Here is a 15,153-nt window from a genome sequence, read left to right on the forward strand (position 1 = left end):
GTATTAGGCACGCCGCCAGCGTTCATCCTGAGCCAGGATCAAACTCTCCAATAAAGTTAGTTTGTCTAGCATCTAAAATAAAAATTGACGTTTCACGTTGTTTGTTTCGTTCAGTTTTCAAAGAACTACTTAGTCGCTCAATTGCGACTTCCTTATGTTAACATCTTCGTTTTTCGATGTCAACTAAGTTTTTTAATTTCTTTTTTATCGTTTTCTGCGTTTCCGCATCAGCGACGGTTATTAATATATCATGCAGTACATACATGGTCAATACTTTTTATAAAAAAATTTCACATCCCGTTAAAAGTTTAAAAACATGTTTCAAAAATCATTATAATCTCCCTTCCTTCTGCATTTCATATCTTATCACTTTACCATACTTCTATACGATAGAAAATTCTAAATTTTATGTTATATTATTGTTATAGGAGCGTGGTGAGAATGAGCATTAAGTATTCAAACAAAATCAATAAAATCCGGACCTTTGCATTAAGTTTAGTATTTATCGGCCTCTTCATTGCATACTTAGGAGTCTTTTTCCGTGAGAACATTATTATTATGACAACATTTATGATGGTTGGCTTTTTAGCTGTTATCGCTAGTACTGTCGTTTACTTTTGGATTGGTATGTTATCTACTAAAACTGTACAAATTATTTGTCCAAGCTGCGATAAACCTACAAAAATGCTCGGTCGTGTCGACGCATGTATGCATTGCAACCAACCTTTAACAATGGATCGAAATCTAGAAGGAAAAGAATTTGATGAAAAATATAATAAGAAGAGCTATAAGTCATAAGTATATACGGAGACAATGCATCCTTACAAAACTAAACATGAAAAGGTGATTTCTTAACTAAGAAATCACCTTTTGTATTTATCCTTAATTAAATCCTCCACTGAACATTTTAAATCATTCTGAACCTAACGTAATTCCCATATATAATAAAGAAAGAGGTTGACGTAAAGCCGTCAGCCTCTTTCTTTATTATATATTACGCCTTATGACACTCTGGACAAACGCCATAAATTTCTAAGCGATGACTATTAATAACGAAACCTGTCGTTTTCGCAGCTTCCTCTTCAAGCTGTTCCAAACCTCCATAAGGAAAATCAACAATCTTACCACATTTTTCACAAATCACATGATAATGTTGACTTGTAACATAATCAAATCTACTTGAAGCGTCTCCATAAGTTAATTCCTTTACAAGTCCAACCTCTTTAAATACACGCAAGTTATTATAGACAGTTGCAACACTCATATTTGGAAACTTACCTTCTAATGCTTTATAAATTTCATCCGCTGTTGGGTGCGTCATAGATTCCACAAGGTACTCTAAAATAGCATGACGCTGTGGAGTAATGCGTACACCCGTATTTTTCAGCATTTCTAGCGCTTCTTTTAATTCTTCTTTGACCACCGTCATGCACCCCGATTCTATACGGATTATTATTTTATAATTCTTATAAAGAGTGTACTCCTTTTCTTATAAATCGTCAATATTTCTACTATAAGTATGTGGTTTATTTTTGTATATAGCCTTATTCTTATGTATCTTTCCCTATTTTTTATGCATTTACAATAGAAAAAAAGTGCGACATAATCGCACTTGGAATACTATCATCTGAGGAGGTATGCCCTACACTTCACTTTATGTAAGACAATAAAATATGTATAGACACTCGCCTTACTTCTATATATTTTATCTCCACAATGGATTTACTTTATATAAGAAAGAACATCTTCAATATGTCCCTTCACTTTCACTTTACGCCACTCTTTTACAAGCTCACCGTCTTTATTAATAAGGAATGTAGAGCGCTCAATTCCCATGTACTCTTTCCCAAAGTTCTTTTTCAACTTCCAAACATCGTACAATTCCGCCACCTTATGATCTTCATCTACTAAAAGTACAAATGGAAGTTCATGCTTCTCAATGAACTTCAGATGTCTGTTCGCTGAATCAGGGCTTACACCAAGAATAACTGTGTCCTTCTCTTGAAATAATCCATATGCATCTCGAAAATCACATGCTTCAGTTGTACACCCTGGAGTCATATCTTTCGGATAAAAATATAGAACTACATTTTTACCACGAAAATCAGCTAAGCGAACTTGTTCCCCGTTACTTCCCTCTAATGTAAATTCTGGAGCCATTTCTCCTACTGTGATCATTGTTATCACTCCTACTCTTTTCTTTTACTATAACAAATGCTTCCTTATTTTTCATTGTCTATTACAGACCTCATTACAAAAGCAAACGGTAATGTATATCCAATTAGCGCTTCTCCAATCGCAATCCATCGCCCAATTCCAATCGGAGATATGTCACCATATCCAACAGACAATAAAGTAACTGCGCTAAAATATAAACAAATTTCAACCAGTTGAAAAGAGTGAGCGTTTAAGCTTTCTCCATCCTCTTTCAAAACTGCAAAACCCATTTCCTCTAATACAACGTAACTTAATCCAAATGCAATCAATACTGTTGTATAAATCAAAAATAATGTAGCTAAATTATACAGCGAAAAAAAACGCGTTGAATCCGAATAGGAACTCCATAACAATTGGACACTCCTCAAAATAGCAATTGCTGCAATTAATAGAATAAATCCCCATAACATGTCCTCCACCTCATTTTATATGTATGAGACAGCCATTAGATTTATCCCTTAGAAACAAACAAGCTTTTATAATTAATTCCCTGCACCACGGTACCTTTTTACCCCTTGATTCCAAAGAGTAATTGCAATCGTAAAACAGATAACACCAACAAATGGTGTTGCAAATGCATAGCTATTCCACTCTGTCTTTCTTAAGAAGTATGCTGCTGGATACACTCCAACAAACGCAAATGGTAGGACAAACGTTAAAATGAAGCGAATCACACGGTTATAAATATTAACAGGATAGCGGCCATAATTCCCTATGTTATACATTAGCGGCATAATCGAACTTTTCGCGTCCGACCAAAAACCAAGACTTGCAAGCGTAACAAATATCCCTCCGTATACAAGTGCGCCCCCTCCTACCATCAATAAGAATAAGAAGATATCGTACCAGTAAAAAGATAATTGCAACTCCACTGCTGCGTAGCCCATTACAATCATTCCCGTAATCGCTCCAATTAAAGATTCAAGCTCCATTCTTTCTAAAATAATTTGAAATAAACTATGAATCGGTCTCGTTAATATGCGATCCATTTCTCCTTTAATAATGTAACGATCATTAAAGTCCCATATGTTAAAGAAAGCTGAGAAAATGGCAAACGGCACTAAAAAGAAACCATAAATAAAGATGACTTCTTCTCTACTCCAACCTTTTAATGCTTGCGTATGTCCAAACACAACAAGAATAAAGATTAAATTAACAGCCTGTAGTGATAAATCAGAAAGTAACCCAACGATAAAATCGCCCCGATACTCCAATTTTGTTTTTATATATTGACTTGCATATTGCAAAAATAGTTTTATATATATCATCTCATCATCCCCCTTGTACAACTAGACGTTTTCTCGCCGTTCTCCACATAAGTACAATCGGAATAATAAGTACAATGGCCCAAATTACTTGGAATAATAATGCCTCATACAATTTACTTCCTTGTATACCTTCTGAGAAAATCATACTCGGAATATAACTAATAGCCTGAAACGGTAAAAACATCATTGTCTTTTGGGCCCATAACGGATAAAAACTAATTGGTAATAATAGACCTGAAAACAAATCAATAACAACACGTTTTGCATACATAATTCCGCTATTATTAAATAAGAAGAATGTGAGCATTCCCGTCATTAAATTAATTTGTGTATTAATAATAAAACTAAATATTAAAGATAAGAAGAAATATAACCACGTTTGAAAGTTCGTTGTAATTTGCAATGAAAATAATAAGGTAACGATGACCATACCCGGAATTGAAAAGAAGGCAAAGCGAAATATTCCTTCACCAAGACCTTGCATCACTTTCATCCCTAAATAGTTATATGGACGTATCAGTTCTACCGCTACACGTCCCTCTTGAATCTCCATCGCAATTTCCCTGTCTATATTATTAAAATAAAAAGCACGTGCCATCCACGCAATTGCGATATACGTAGTCATTTGCGAAATAGATAAACTTTCAATATTCTCTTTTCCGCTATAAATTGCTTGCCACAAAAAATAATATGCGCCGATATTAATTGTATAAATTAAAATCCCGCTATAGTAGTTTGTACGATACGCAAGCATCATTAAAAAGCGAATTCGAATCATTTCAATGTACTTACCCATGTTTAATACCTTCCTCATAAATGTTACGAATAATTTCCTCTGTAGACACTTCGTTAATTTTTAAATCTTTAATTTGAAAGGCTTGTACCACTTTAGAAATAAGCATTGAAATAATAACTTCTTCATTCGGTATTTTGGCAATCCACGCGTTTTCCTCTTTCGCTTTCGACCAAACGACATGACTATCTGGCATAACCATTGATAAATCCTGATAAGAAACTGGTGCGACAAACTGAAAATGTATTTCTTTCTCTGCTCCCCACTGCGTACGAAGATTATGTAAAGAACCGTCATACATAATATTGCCTTCATCCAGCATGATAACGCGCTCACATAAAGCTTCAATATCAGTAATATCATGAGTTGTTAATAAAATCGTTGTTTTATAACGTTCATTCATTTCTTTTAAAAATTCACGTATTTTCAATTTCACAAGTACATCTAACCCAATTGTTGGTTCATCTAAAAATAATAACGGCGGATTATGAATTAATGCTGCCGCTAATTCACAACGCATTCTTTGACCTAAAGATAGCTTTCGAACTGGCTTATCTAATAAAGGACCAATATCTAACGTTTCGATCACGTGCTCCATATGTTCTTTATACTGAGCGTCTGATACACCGTACACTTTTTTTAATAAACGAAACGATTCTTGTACCGCAATATCCCACCAAAGCTGTGAGCGTTGTCCGAAAACAACACCAATCGTTCTTACAAATTCTTCCCTCTGCTTATGCGGGTTCATCCCGTTTACTAAAATGTCTCCTGATGTCGGAGTCAAAATCCCCGTAAGCATTTTAATTGTCGTTGATTTACCAGCACCATTCTCACCGATATATCCAACCATTTCACCTTGTTTCACAGTAAAAGATACATCATTTACTGCTGGTACTATTTTATAATTACGATTTAATAAATCGCGAAATGCACCCTTTAAACCTGGACGACTTGAATAGGCTGTAAATTCTTTACGTAACCCTTGTACCTCAATTACCGATTTCATAACCGGACCCCCTTCCTAAATGTCACAACGAATAGTTTACCCAACTGCCTTCTCTATCACAAACAATACGTCTTTTCGAAAAACATGTTAGAATAATACATAGATTTTTGTAAGGAGATGAATGGTAGTGAAATTCACAAAATCAGAAGCATTACATAAAGAAGCTTTAGAACATATCGTTGGCGGTGTTAATAGTCCTTCTCGTTCTTTTAAAGCAGTTGGTGGCGGCGCTCCTGTTGCTATGGAACGTGGAAAAGGTGCTTATTTCTGGGATGTAGACGGAAATAAATATATCGATTATTTAGCAGCATACGGTCCTATTATTACTGGACATGCTCACCCGCACATTACAAAAGCAATTACAACAGCTGCTGAAAATGGTGTACTTTACGGAACTCCAACAGCGCTAGAAGTAAAATTTGCAAAAATGTTAAAAGAAGCAATGCCTGCATTAGATAAAGTCCGCTTCGTAAACTCTGGTACTGAAGCTGTAATGACAACAATTCGTGTCGCTCGCGCTTACACAGGCCGCACAAAAATTATGAAATTCGCTGGTTGTTACCACGGTCATTCTGATTTAGTACTTGTAGCAGCTGGATCTGGCCCTTCTACACTAGGAACTCCTGACTCAGCGGGTGTACCACAAAGTATCGCTCAAGAAGTTATTACCGTTCCATTTAATAATGTAGAAACTTTAAAAGAAGCATTAGATAAATGGGGACATGAAGTAGCAGCTATTCTTGTAGAACCAATCGTTGGAAACTTCGGTATTGTAGAGCCAAAACCTGGCTTCCTTGAGAAAGTGAATGAACTTGTTCACGAAGCTGGTGCACTAGTAATTTACGATGAAGTTATTACTGCTTTCCGCTTCATGTACGGTGGTGCTCAAGACTTACTTGGCGTAACACCAGACTTAACAGCGCTTGGTAAAGTTATTGGCGGCGGACTTCCAATCGGTGCTTACGGTGGTAAGAAAGAAATTATGGAACAAGTTGCCCCTCTTGGACCTGCATATCAAGCTGGTACAATGGCAGGAAATCCTGCTTCTATGGCATCTGGTATTGCTTGTCTAGAAGTTCTTCAACAAGAAGGGCTTTATGAAAAATTAGATGAACTTGGTGCAATGCTTGAAAAAGGAATTTTAGAGCAGGCTGAAAAACATAATATCGATATTACATTAAACCGCCTAAAAGGTGCTTTAACTGTATACTTCACAACAAATACAATTGAAGATTACGATGCAGCACAAGATACAGATGGGGAAATGTTCGGCAAATTCTTCAAGCTAATGCTTCAAGAAGGCGTTAACTTAGCACCTTCTAAATACGAAGCATGGTTCTTAACAACAGAACATACAAAAGAAGATATTGAATATACAATCGAAGCTGTAGGCAGAGCATTTGCTGCTTTAGCAGACAATAAATAATCGCATCATGAAAAGGAAAAAAGAAAGCACACCTTTCTTTTTTCCTTTTTTCTATTTCATAAATTCCTCATTAATAGTATAATTATTCATAATTATCTGTTTAATTTTCTTTTATATCCTTACTATCTTTGTATGCAAGGCTGCTCACGCCTTAAATAGTAAGATTATTCAAACTTCAATAAGAGGGGGGATTGACGGATGCTCAATAAAACAAATACATGGACACCGTCTTTATTTCGAGGTTATAAAAATGCAGAACATGATGCGTGTGGAATCGTTTCCGTTATGGAGAAACGAAAAATTCCTACAAAAGAAAACATTGATCTTTGCATACAATCTCTCGTTAAAATGAATCATAGAGCTGGTTTCATTAATGGTGAAGGCGATGGAATCGGTATTCACATTGATGTACCAAAAGCACTTTGGAGTGAAAAACTAAAAAGTAGCGGATATAATCCAACGATCGTGGATCATCCCCACTTTATCGTTGGACATTTTTTTCTAAACAAAAACGCAAATGTAGTTAATTTAAAAAATCATATTCGTACCCAACTAAGCAACGAAAACTTTGCAATTCTTTTTGAAAGTGACGATGCAATAAACTCCGATGCACTCGGTCCACTTGGTAAACAAGAAGAACCTTTATTTTGGCAAGTTGCCCTTATCGCTGAAAATGAAGTTAAAAATATTGAGCAAACATTATTTTCAGTAACGATAAAAATAGAGGAAAACGAAGCGATTCATGTTGCTTCCTTAAGTCGTGATCATGTTGTATATAAAGTTCTCGGTGCTGGTGATACGCTTGTGGCCTATTACAATGATTTACAACACCCGCTGATCGCTTCAACTATGACACTTGGACATAATCGCTATTCTACAAATACATTATCTAATTTTTTTCGTGTACAACCATTTAGCATTCTCGGACATAATGGTGAAATTAACACAATTGCCAAGTTACGCGATCAAGCTGACATGATTCACGTTCCACTTACTGCTGGGGGTAGCGACTCCCAAGATTTAAACCGCACCTTAGAAACTCTACTTGTTCAATACGACTACAGTTTATTTGAAGCAATGGATATACTATTCCCACCAATCATTAATGAAATTAAACTTTATGAACCGCATTTACAAGATTTATATACGTATATACGTGAAGCATGGGGCCATTTTGCACAAGGTCCAGCTGGCATTATTTCACGCTATAAAGATGAAGCTGTTTTCAGCGTCGATTCCCTCGGACTACGACCAGTTTGGAAAGTAGAGACAGAGAGTTCTTATATTTTCTCTTCTGAACCTGGAGTTGTATCTCCAACTGAATATGTAGCAGAACCGAAACCACTCGCTCCTGGAGAAAAAGTCGGACTAAAGTGGAATGAACAAGATGAGCTTGTTCTTTATGAATATGACAAATACCAAGCTCAAGTATATGACCGTTTTAAAAAACGAGTGGATACTAAAGATTATCATTTAAACTTATCTACCCCTGAAACGAAAGAAATCCAAGGATTATGTGATTCTATGCAAGTTGAAACGAAGCAATACGTTGCTTTCGGATGGGATCGTGAACATATTCAACTTCTTGAACAGATGGCAACAAAAGGCGTTGAGCCAATTCGCTCACTTGGGCATGACTCACCACTCGCTGCACTCGATACTGATAGACGAAATATCGCTGACTTCATTAAGGAGAGTGTAGCTGTTGTTACAAATCCAGCAATCGATCGTGACCGAGAAGTTGAACACTTCTCCACACGAACGATACTTGGCGAACGTCCAAGTTTATTGGCTGGTGCTAAACAGCCATTTGTAGTTGAGATGCTTTCCCCAATCATTTTAGAAGGAAGCGTAGCACAATCTATTGCAGAAGAATTACACACAATTACGTACGAACAACTTATACAGCTATTCAATACTCATAGCTCTATCGCTACAATCTCTGCTACATTCAGTCAGGCAGAAACTTTACAATGCGCCTTAAATCGAATTAGTTCTGAAGCGATAACAGCTGTGAACGATGGAGCTTCCCTATTATTAATAGACGATGCTGATGCTCACCTAAATGGACGATTATGGATTGATCCGCATTTAGTTACCGCTAAAGTACATCAAATATTAAGCGAAAATAAATTACGCCGAAACTGCTCTCTCGTTATACGTTCTGGTGCCCTTCGCTCCTTACACGATATTGTCACACTGTATGGATTAGGAGCAGATAGTATTAATCCATATTTATTATTTGCAACCGTAAATGATGGGACGAAAACACCTATTACGAATTTATATCATGCACTTAATAAAGGGCTAGAGAAAGTCATTTCAACAATCGGAATTCATGAATTACGCGGTTACGGTCGCCTCTATTCTTCTATCGGATTACATGAAGAAATCGCAAACATATTACAAATTACGAATTTCTTCGGTTCAAATAATTTAGCTTTCTCGCTTGAGTCACTTGCTGAAGATGCACAAATGCGAGCAGATGATTATAACAATCCTAAAGTTAGAATGCGAAAATCTTTTCATATATTCCCGCGAATTTGGAAAGCAATCGGTGATGTCGCAAAGGGAAACTCTTATGATGATTACCGTGAAAAATTAAGTGAATTAGAAGAAAATAACCCAATCGCAATTAGACATCTTGTTCAAACGAAAGAAACAAAACATGTCGTTCCGGCTGAAGAAGTGTCCATCAGTATTCAAAATCATGATTTACCATTTATTATTAGTTCTATGTCATTCGGTTCTCAAAATGAAATTGCCTTTCGTGCATATGCAGAAGCAGCCGATCAGCTAAATATGATTAGTTTGAACGGTGAAGGCGGCGAAATTAAAGATATGATTGGAAAATATCCACATACACGTGGACAACAAATCGCGTCCGGACGATTTGGCGTAAACGCCGAACTACTCAATTCATCAAACTTAATTGAAATAAAAATTGGGCAAGGTGCCAAGCCTGGTGAAGGTGGACATTTGCCAGGTTCAAAAGTAACAGCCAAAATCGCTGAAGCACGTAACGCTACAATTGGCTCAGATTTAATTTCACCTTCTAACAACCATGATATTTATTCCATTGAAGATTTAGCTCAAATGATTACAGAAATTAAAACGGCCAATCAACTTGCGAAAGTAGCTGTAAAAGTTCCTGTCGTCCCTAACATTGGAACAATTGCTGTCGGTATCGCAAAAGCTGGTGCTGATTTTATTAACATTAGCGGATTTGATGGTGGTACAGGTGCCGCACGTATTCATGCATTGCAACATGTAGGGCTTCCTGTAGAAATTGGTGTGAAAGCCGCTCACAATGCTTTATTAGAAGCAAATATGAGACATAAAGTAGAAATTTGGGCTGACGGTGGTATTCGAAGTGTGAATGATGCCTTAAAAATCATGCTTCTTGGGGCAAACCGCATTGGATTTGGTACATTATCCATGATTGCAATTGGTTGTACAACTTGCCGCGGATGTCATCTAGATACTTGTCACGTTGGAATTGCAACACAAATTGAATCTGAAGCTCAGGCGAAAGAACACGGATTACGCCGCTTCGTCCCGCGTGAATTAGAAAGCGCCGTGGCTGGATTATTACATTTATTCACTACTTTTGGCAAAGAACTAAAACGATTAACAGGAAATCTCGGCTATACAAATTTACAAGAAATTGTCGGACGTTCCGATTTATTAGAACAAGTTCGAGGCGAAAATTTATTAGACTTATGTAATTTACTACAAACGATAGAACATCCATCTATCACAAAAACAGAAGACGTACTAGAAAAACAATTTGAAACAGTTCATTCCCCTCATTCGAAAGAATTAGTAGGGGTTGGCGTAGAGCAACGCGTTATGGGCGGTCTAGAATCTTGCTATCGCGTTCGTAGTAAATTATATGAAGACACGAAGCTTGAACCACTTACATTAAAGTATACGAATGGCTCGATTCCTGGAAATGGATTAGGTGCTTACAATAGTGAGAACTTATTTATACACGTAAACGGCGGCGCACAAGATGGTATTGGTAAAACCTCCTTTGGTGGTGGTATTTATATAACGAAAGCAAAAGGAAAAGACGGTCTATATTATAACGGTTCTGTCGGAAAAGGTTTTGGATACGGTGCACAAAAAGGGGCGCTATACGTTCAAGGTAACGCTGATGCTCGCGCTGGCATTCGCCTCTCTGGAGCAGACATGATAATTGGCGGACGCATGATAAAGCCACTCCGCGAAAAAGAACAAGGGAATATAGGAGCATACTCTAATATTAAAGGTTTCGCTTTTGAATATATGACAAATGGGCGCGCGCTTGTTTTAGGAGATCCTGGTCCATGGATTTGCGCTGGTATGACTGGCGGTGTTGTTTATTTACGCCATGATTCAAGCTTAGGTTTAACAGAACAGGCCTTAAAAAGAAGAATCGCAAAAGGAGCAAATGTTACATTACAACCACTTAGTAAAAATGGTGTGCAAGATGTGACCGAGTTATTACTAGATTATATCCGTGTATTAAATGAACATGAGCAATACGAGGAAGTTGCTTTATTGACACCGTTATTCGATGATATGCAGCAACAGTTTTTTGAAATCATCCCGAAAAAAGAGCAGGCTGATCCATCTATCTCAACAGAGTGATATGCCTAATTTTCATCTTCAAGAAAAAAATTGACGAAGTACACTTCTCATAGTAATCTATAGTAACAATTTGAAACCTGCTGAAATTCAGCAGGTTTTTTTACTAAAAATTGATGTTTAAAAAGAATTAGGAAAAAGTATAAAATGAATCTTAATTTCTTATTAACGTCACTAAAATATCACTTGCTAACATATTGTAATGAATGTATAGTATCATGTTGTACATTCATTATGACAAGAGAAAGGATCTTATTAAGGGTATGAAACTTGGTGCTCGCATTTTAAAAACGGGTATTGCCATCACATTAGCTTTATTTGCTTGTATTTTACTTAACTTACCGAGTCCAGTATTTGCGGGAATTTCAGCTATCTTCGCTGTTCAACCATCTGTATACCGTTCGTATTTAACTGCACTTGAACAAATTCAAGCAAACGTCATTGGTGCGGTATTCGCTATCGCATTCGCTACTGCTTTTGGACATAATCCTTTTATTATTGGATTAACATGTATATTAGTAATTGCTCTTACATTGCAATTACGATTAGAAAACACAATATCAATTGCTTTAGTAACAGTTATCGCTATTATGGAGTATCAAGGTGAAGATTTCTTTAGTTTTGCCTTACTTCGATTTGCGACGATTATGGTTGGAATTATTGCGGCTTCACTTGTAAATTTAGTGTTTATGCCGCCAAAATACGAAACAAAGTTATATCATCGCATCGTTGATAATACAGAAGAAATTGTAAAATGGATTCGAATGAATAGCAGGCAAGCTTCTGATTTTACAACATTAAAAACTGATATTGATCGTATGAAAGAAAAAATGATCAAACTAAACCATTACTATTTGCTGTATAAAGAAGAAAGAAGCTATACGAAAAAAGTAAAGTTCGCAAAAATTCGTAAGCTTGTTTTATTCAGACAAATGTTAGCGACGACAAGTCGTGCTTTAAGTACGTTAAAATCATTACATCGTACTGAAAACGAACTGCGCTATATGCCAGAAGAATTCCAGGAATCTATTCAGAACGAACTTGATTCATTAACACATTATCATGAACAAGTTTTATTAAAATTTATTGGTAAAGCAAAAAAACAACAATCTGTTGAAATGCTTGATGAAGTTGAAACAGGTAAACAGGAATTAATTGATATCTTTATGGAATATCAAAACAAGGATGATGAAGAGGCATATAAAACATGGCTACATCTCTTCCCTCTTATTTCTGCTATTATTAACTATAGTGAAGAAGTAGAGCATTTAGATTTACTTGTGGATAGCTTCTACACATACCATAAACCAGAAGCAGAACTCAAAATCGATGATAAAAAAGAAGACGAATAAAAAACAGCTCCTTTTACGCTAAAGGAGCTGTTTCTGTTATATGTTGAAGTTGATATAAATTGTGGTAATATCCTCTTTTTTTCATTAATTCTTCATGAGATCCTGTTTCTTTAATTTCACCATCTTCAATGTAAATAATCGTATCCACATGCGTAATCGTCGCCAATCGATGTGCAATTATGATCGTCGTTCGATCAGCAGCTAACGTTTGAAGCGCCTCTTGAATATATCGTTCATTTTCTAAATCCAAAGCGGAAGTCGCTTCATCTAATATAAGTAACGATGGATTCTTTAAAAACACGCGTGCAATCGCTACACGTTGCCTTTGCCCACCAGATAACTTCACACCGCGTTCCCCGACGACAGTATCATAACCATCAGGTAACTCAATAATAAAATCATGAATTTGCGCAGCTTTGGCAGCTGCAATTACTTCTTCCTCTGTAGCTTTCGGATTCCCATATAAAATATTTGCCCCGATTGTATCGCTAAATAACAAATTATCTTGCAGTACAATTCCAATATGACTACGTAAATTTCTCATATCATACTTTCTAACATCTATCCCATCTACATAAACTGCGCCTGAAGAAACATCATAGAAACGCGGGATTAAACTAGCAAGAGATGACTTCCCTCCCCCACTCGCTCCTACAAGTGCTACCTTCTCTCCTGGCAATATAGTTAACGAAAGGTTATGTAATACCTCTTTTTCATCCGAGTTGTAACGAAAAGATACATTATCAAATATCACTTCACCATTTAATTTTTTCGTTTGTACCGCACCTTGTACATTCACAATATCGTATTTTTCGTCTAACAGTTCAAACACCCGATCCATCGATGCGAAAGACTGTGTTAATGTCGTAGAGGAATTAACAAGGCGGCGAAGTGGACTATACAAACTATCCATATATCCAACAAAGGCAACCATAGTTCCTAAGGTTAACTGCCCCTGAATCACTTCATACGCCGCAAAACCGATCACGAGTAACGGCCCTAAATCTGTTAACGTATTTACTGCCGAAAATGTTCTCGCCGTCCAACTCGTATGTGTTAACGCTTTCGTCAAAAATTCATTATTTCTTTTTTCAAATTGCTTCCCTTCATACTCTTCTAATGCAAAGCTACGTGTCACTTGCATCCCTTGAATACGTTCATGTAAATACCCTTGCATCGTTGCTAACGCTTGTGAACGCTCTTTCGTCAATTTTCGAAGACGCCCGAAAAAATATTTCACTGCCACTACATAAATAGGTAAAATTAATAGCGCAACAAATGTCAATTTTATATTCATAGAAAACATAACAATAATAGCGATAGCAATTGTTGCCGTGTCTAACCAAACATTCATCAAACCAGTAATTACAAAATCCTTCGTTTGTTCTACATCATGAATGACACGCGAAATAATCTCCCCTGTTTTTGTATTCGAATAATAACGTAAACTCAACTTTTGTAAATGACCAAAAATATGTTTTCGCAAATCATATAGTATTGTATTTGCGATACGCTGCGCAAAATATTGACGATAATATTCAATCGGTGGTCTTAACACTGCAAAAATAAAAAAAGCAATCCCAATCGCTGTTACTAGTTGGGACGTCTTATCTTGAAGTGACCCTCCGCCCTGAATGACATCATCAATAATATACTTTAATAACCACGGCATAATGAGCGGGATGCCGAATTTAACTAGACCAATCATAATCGTAATAGCAATAAGCCATCGATATGGTTTAACAAATTGCAAATATCTTTTTATACCTTGCACATAATCCCCCCTCTAATAGGACAAACCTGCGGGGAAATCCCCTGCAGGTTTGTTTTAATTTCTGTACATTAAATATCTCTCATACCACATATCTACAAAGTCTGGTGCGAATGGCCCTTTTCTTTGATGAATCCATTGTGTTAATTGTGCTACATTTCGTTTTAAAATCGTATCAATTACAGGTGGATATTGCATAATTTGACTATGTTTTTCATATTCATCTTCATCTAAAAGTGTATATGTCATATCTGGATACACTTTAATATCTAAATCATAATCAATATACTTTAACGCTTCAGAATCATATGCAAAAGGTGAGCTTAAATTACAATAATAATATACGCCCTCTTCCCTTAACATTCCAATCACATTAAACCAGTAGTTTGCATGAAAATAACAAATTGCTGGTTCACGAGTAATCCATGTTCGGCCATCTGATTCTGTCACTACTGTACGATCATTTGCTCCGATCACAAGACTTTGTGTCCCTTTTAAAATCGTTGTCTCTTCCCACATTCTATGAATGGAGCCATTATGTTTATAACTATGTATTTGTACTTTTTCTCCTTCTTTGGGAAATCCCATATATGCTCCCTTCCTTCAACTGCAAATGCCCTTTGAACTGCATTCACTTTTTTTCTATTATAACTTTTTTGTCGAAATTTTAAAACTAAAGCGATAA

12 protein-coding genes are annotated in these 15,153 nt (G+C 36.3%); 4 read left to right on the forward strand and 8 right to left on the reverse strand.

From position 1 onward, the window contains the following. Nucleotides 1-441: 441 nt before the first annotated feature. Complete coding sequence (locus tag ACTFSI_RS16370) at nucleotides 442-798, forward strand: YgzB family protein (RefSeq protein ID WP_000025063.1); 357 nt, start codon at nucleotides 442-444, stop codon at nucleotides 796-798. Nucleotides 799-994: 196 nt separating this feature from the next. Here the strand turns inward: ACTFSI_RS16370 and perR are convergent, their stop codons facing one another. The 6 genes from perR to ACTFSI_RS16400 form a co-directional block, all read right to left on the reverse strand. Continuing rightward, the gene (gene perR / locus ACTFSI_RS16375; RefSeq protein WP_000237834.1) at nucleotides 995-1,423 is read right to left on the reverse strand and encodes a peroxide-responsive transcriptional repressor PerR; all 429 of its coding nucleotides are present in this window, start codon (nucleotides 1,421-1,423) and stop codon (nucleotides 995-997) included. 299 nt (nucleotides 1,424-1,722) lie between these two features. After that, entirely contained in the window at nucleotides 1,723-2,178 is a 456-nt protein-coding gene (gene bcp / locus ACTFSI_RS16380) for a thioredoxin-dependent thiol peroxidase (RefSeq protein WP_000633720.1), read from the reverse strand. A 44-nt stretch (nucleotides 2,179-2,222) separates the two neighbouring features. Then, a complete protein-coding gene (locus ACTFSI_RS16385) occupies nucleotides 2,223-2,627 on the reverse strand; it encodes a potassium channel family protein (RefSeq protein ID WP_000964350.1) in 405 nt (134 codons plus the stop codon). Nucleotides 2,628-2,699: 72 nt separating this feature from the next. Continuing rightward, complete coding sequence (locus ACTFSI_RS16390; protein WP_000639353.1) at nucleotides 2,700-3,485, reverse strand: ABC transporter permease; 786 nt, start codon at nucleotides 3,483-3,485, stop codon at nucleotides 2,700-2,702. A 4-nt stretch (nucleotides 3,486-3,489) separates the two neighbouring features. Beyond that, nucleotides 3,490-4,281: an ABC transporter permease gene (locus ACTFSI_RS16395; protein WP_044790790.1), complete on the reverse strand. Its 792-nt coding sequence runs from the start codon at nucleotides 4,279-4,281 to the stop codon at nucleotides 3,490-3,492. Beyond that, on the reverse strand, nucleotides 4,274-5,287 hold the full coding sequence (locus ACTFSI_RS16400; protein ID WP_000843643.1) for an ABC transporter ATP-binding protein: 1,014 nt from the start codon (nucleotides 5,285-5,287) through the stop codon (nucleotides 4,274-4,276). The genes ACTFSI_RS16395 and ACTFSI_RS16400 overlap by 8 nt, the downstream gene beginning before the upstream one ends. A 121-nt stretch (nucleotides 5,288-5,408) precedes the next feature. Here ACTFSI_RS16400 and hemL point away from each other — a divergent pair, with 121 nt between their 5' ends. The 3 genes from hemL (at nucleotide 5,409) to ACTFSI_RS16415 (ending at nucleotide 12,697) form a co-directional block, all read left to right on the forward strand. After that, nucleotides 5,409-6,713: a glutamate-1-semialdehyde-2,1-aminomutase gene (gene hemL, locus ACTFSI_RS16405; RefSeq protein WP_000260536.1), complete on the forward strand. Its 1,305-nt coding sequence runs from the start codon at nucleotides 5,409-5,411 to the stop codon at nucleotides 6,711-6,713. 198 nt (nucleotides 6,714-6,911) lie between these two features. Continuing rightward, entirely contained in the window at nucleotides 6,912-11,348 is a 4,437-nt protein-coding gene (locus tag ACTFSI_RS16410) for a glutamate synthase-related protein (protein WP_044790791.1), read from the forward strand. A 260-nt stretch (nucleotides 11,349-11,608) separates the two neighbouring features. Then, nucleotides 11,609-12,697: an aromatic acid exporter family protein gene (locus tag ACTFSI_RS16415; RefSeq protein WP_000765784.1), complete on the forward strand. Its 1,089-nt coding sequence runs from the start codon at nucleotides 11,609-11,611 to the stop codon at nucleotides 12,695-12,697. A gap of 13 nt (nucleotides 12,698-12,710) precedes the next feature. Here the strand turns inward: ACTFSI_RS16415 and ACTFSI_RS16420 are convergent, their stop codons facing one another. Continuing rightward, nucleotides 12,711-14,471, reverse strand: a complete 1,761-nt coding sequence (locus ACTFSI_RS16420) for an ABC transporter ATP-binding protein (protein WP_044790792.1) — start codon at nucleotides 14,469-14,471, stop codon at nucleotides 12,711-12,713. A gap of 54 nt (nucleotides 14,472-14,525) precedes the next feature. Then, nucleotides 14,526-15,056, reverse strand: a complete 531-nt coding sequence (ntdP, locus tag ACTFSI_RS16425; protein ID WP_000506628.1) for a nucleoside tri-diphosphate phosphatase — start codon at nucleotides 15,054-15,056, stop codon at nucleotides 14,526-14,528. Nucleotides 15,057-15,153 lie beyond the last annotated feature (97 nt).

Source organism: Bacillus cereus group sp. MYBK101-2 (assembly GCF_051918845.1).
Lineage (GTDB): Bacteria > Bacillota > Bacilli > Bacillales > Bacillaceae_G > Bacillus_A > Bacillus_A paranthracis.

Excerpts from the sequence above, each read along its gene's own strand:
- ACTFSI_RS16410 (WP_044790791.1), top strand. The coding sequence starts at position 6,912 with ATGCTCAATAAAACAAATACATGGACACCGTCTTTATTTCGAGGTTAT.
- ACTFSI_RS16395 (WP_044790790.1), bottom strand. The coding sequence starts at position 4,281 with ATGGGTAAGTACATTGAAATGATTCGAATTCGCTTTTTAATGATGCTT.
- ntdP (WP_000506628.1), bottom strand. The coding sequence starts at position 15,056 with ATGGGATTTCCCAAAGAAGGAGAAAAAGTACAAATACATAGTTATAAA.
- hemL (WP_000260536.1), top strand. The coding sequence starts at position 5,409 with ATGGTAGTGAAATTCACAAAATCAGAAGCATTACATAAAGAAGCTTTA.
- ACTFSI_RS16400 (WP_000843643.1), bottom strand. The coding sequence starts at position 5,287 with ATGAAATCGGTAATTGAGGTACAAGGGTTACGTAAAGAATTTACAGCC.
- ACTFSI_RS16385 (WP_000964350.1), bottom strand. The coding sequence starts at position 2,627 with ATGTTATGGGGATTTATTCTATTAATTGCAGCAATTGCTATTTTGAGG.
- ACTFSI_RS16390 (WP_000639353.1), bottom strand. The coding sequence starts at position 3,485 with ATGATATATATAAAACTATTTTTGCAATATGCAAGTCAATATATAAAA.
- ACTFSI_RS16370 (WP_000025063.1), top strand. The coding sequence starts at position 442 with ATGAGCATTAAGTATTCAAACAAAATCAATAAAATCCGGACCTTTGCA.
- bcp (WP_000633720.1), bottom strand. The coding sequence starts at position 2,178 with ATGATCACAGTAGGAGAAATGGCTCCAGAATTTACATTAGAGGGAAGT.
- ACTFSI_RS16415 (WP_000765784.1), top strand. The coding sequence starts at position 11,609 with ATGAAACTTGGTGCTCGCATTTTAAAAACGGGTATTGCCATCACATTA.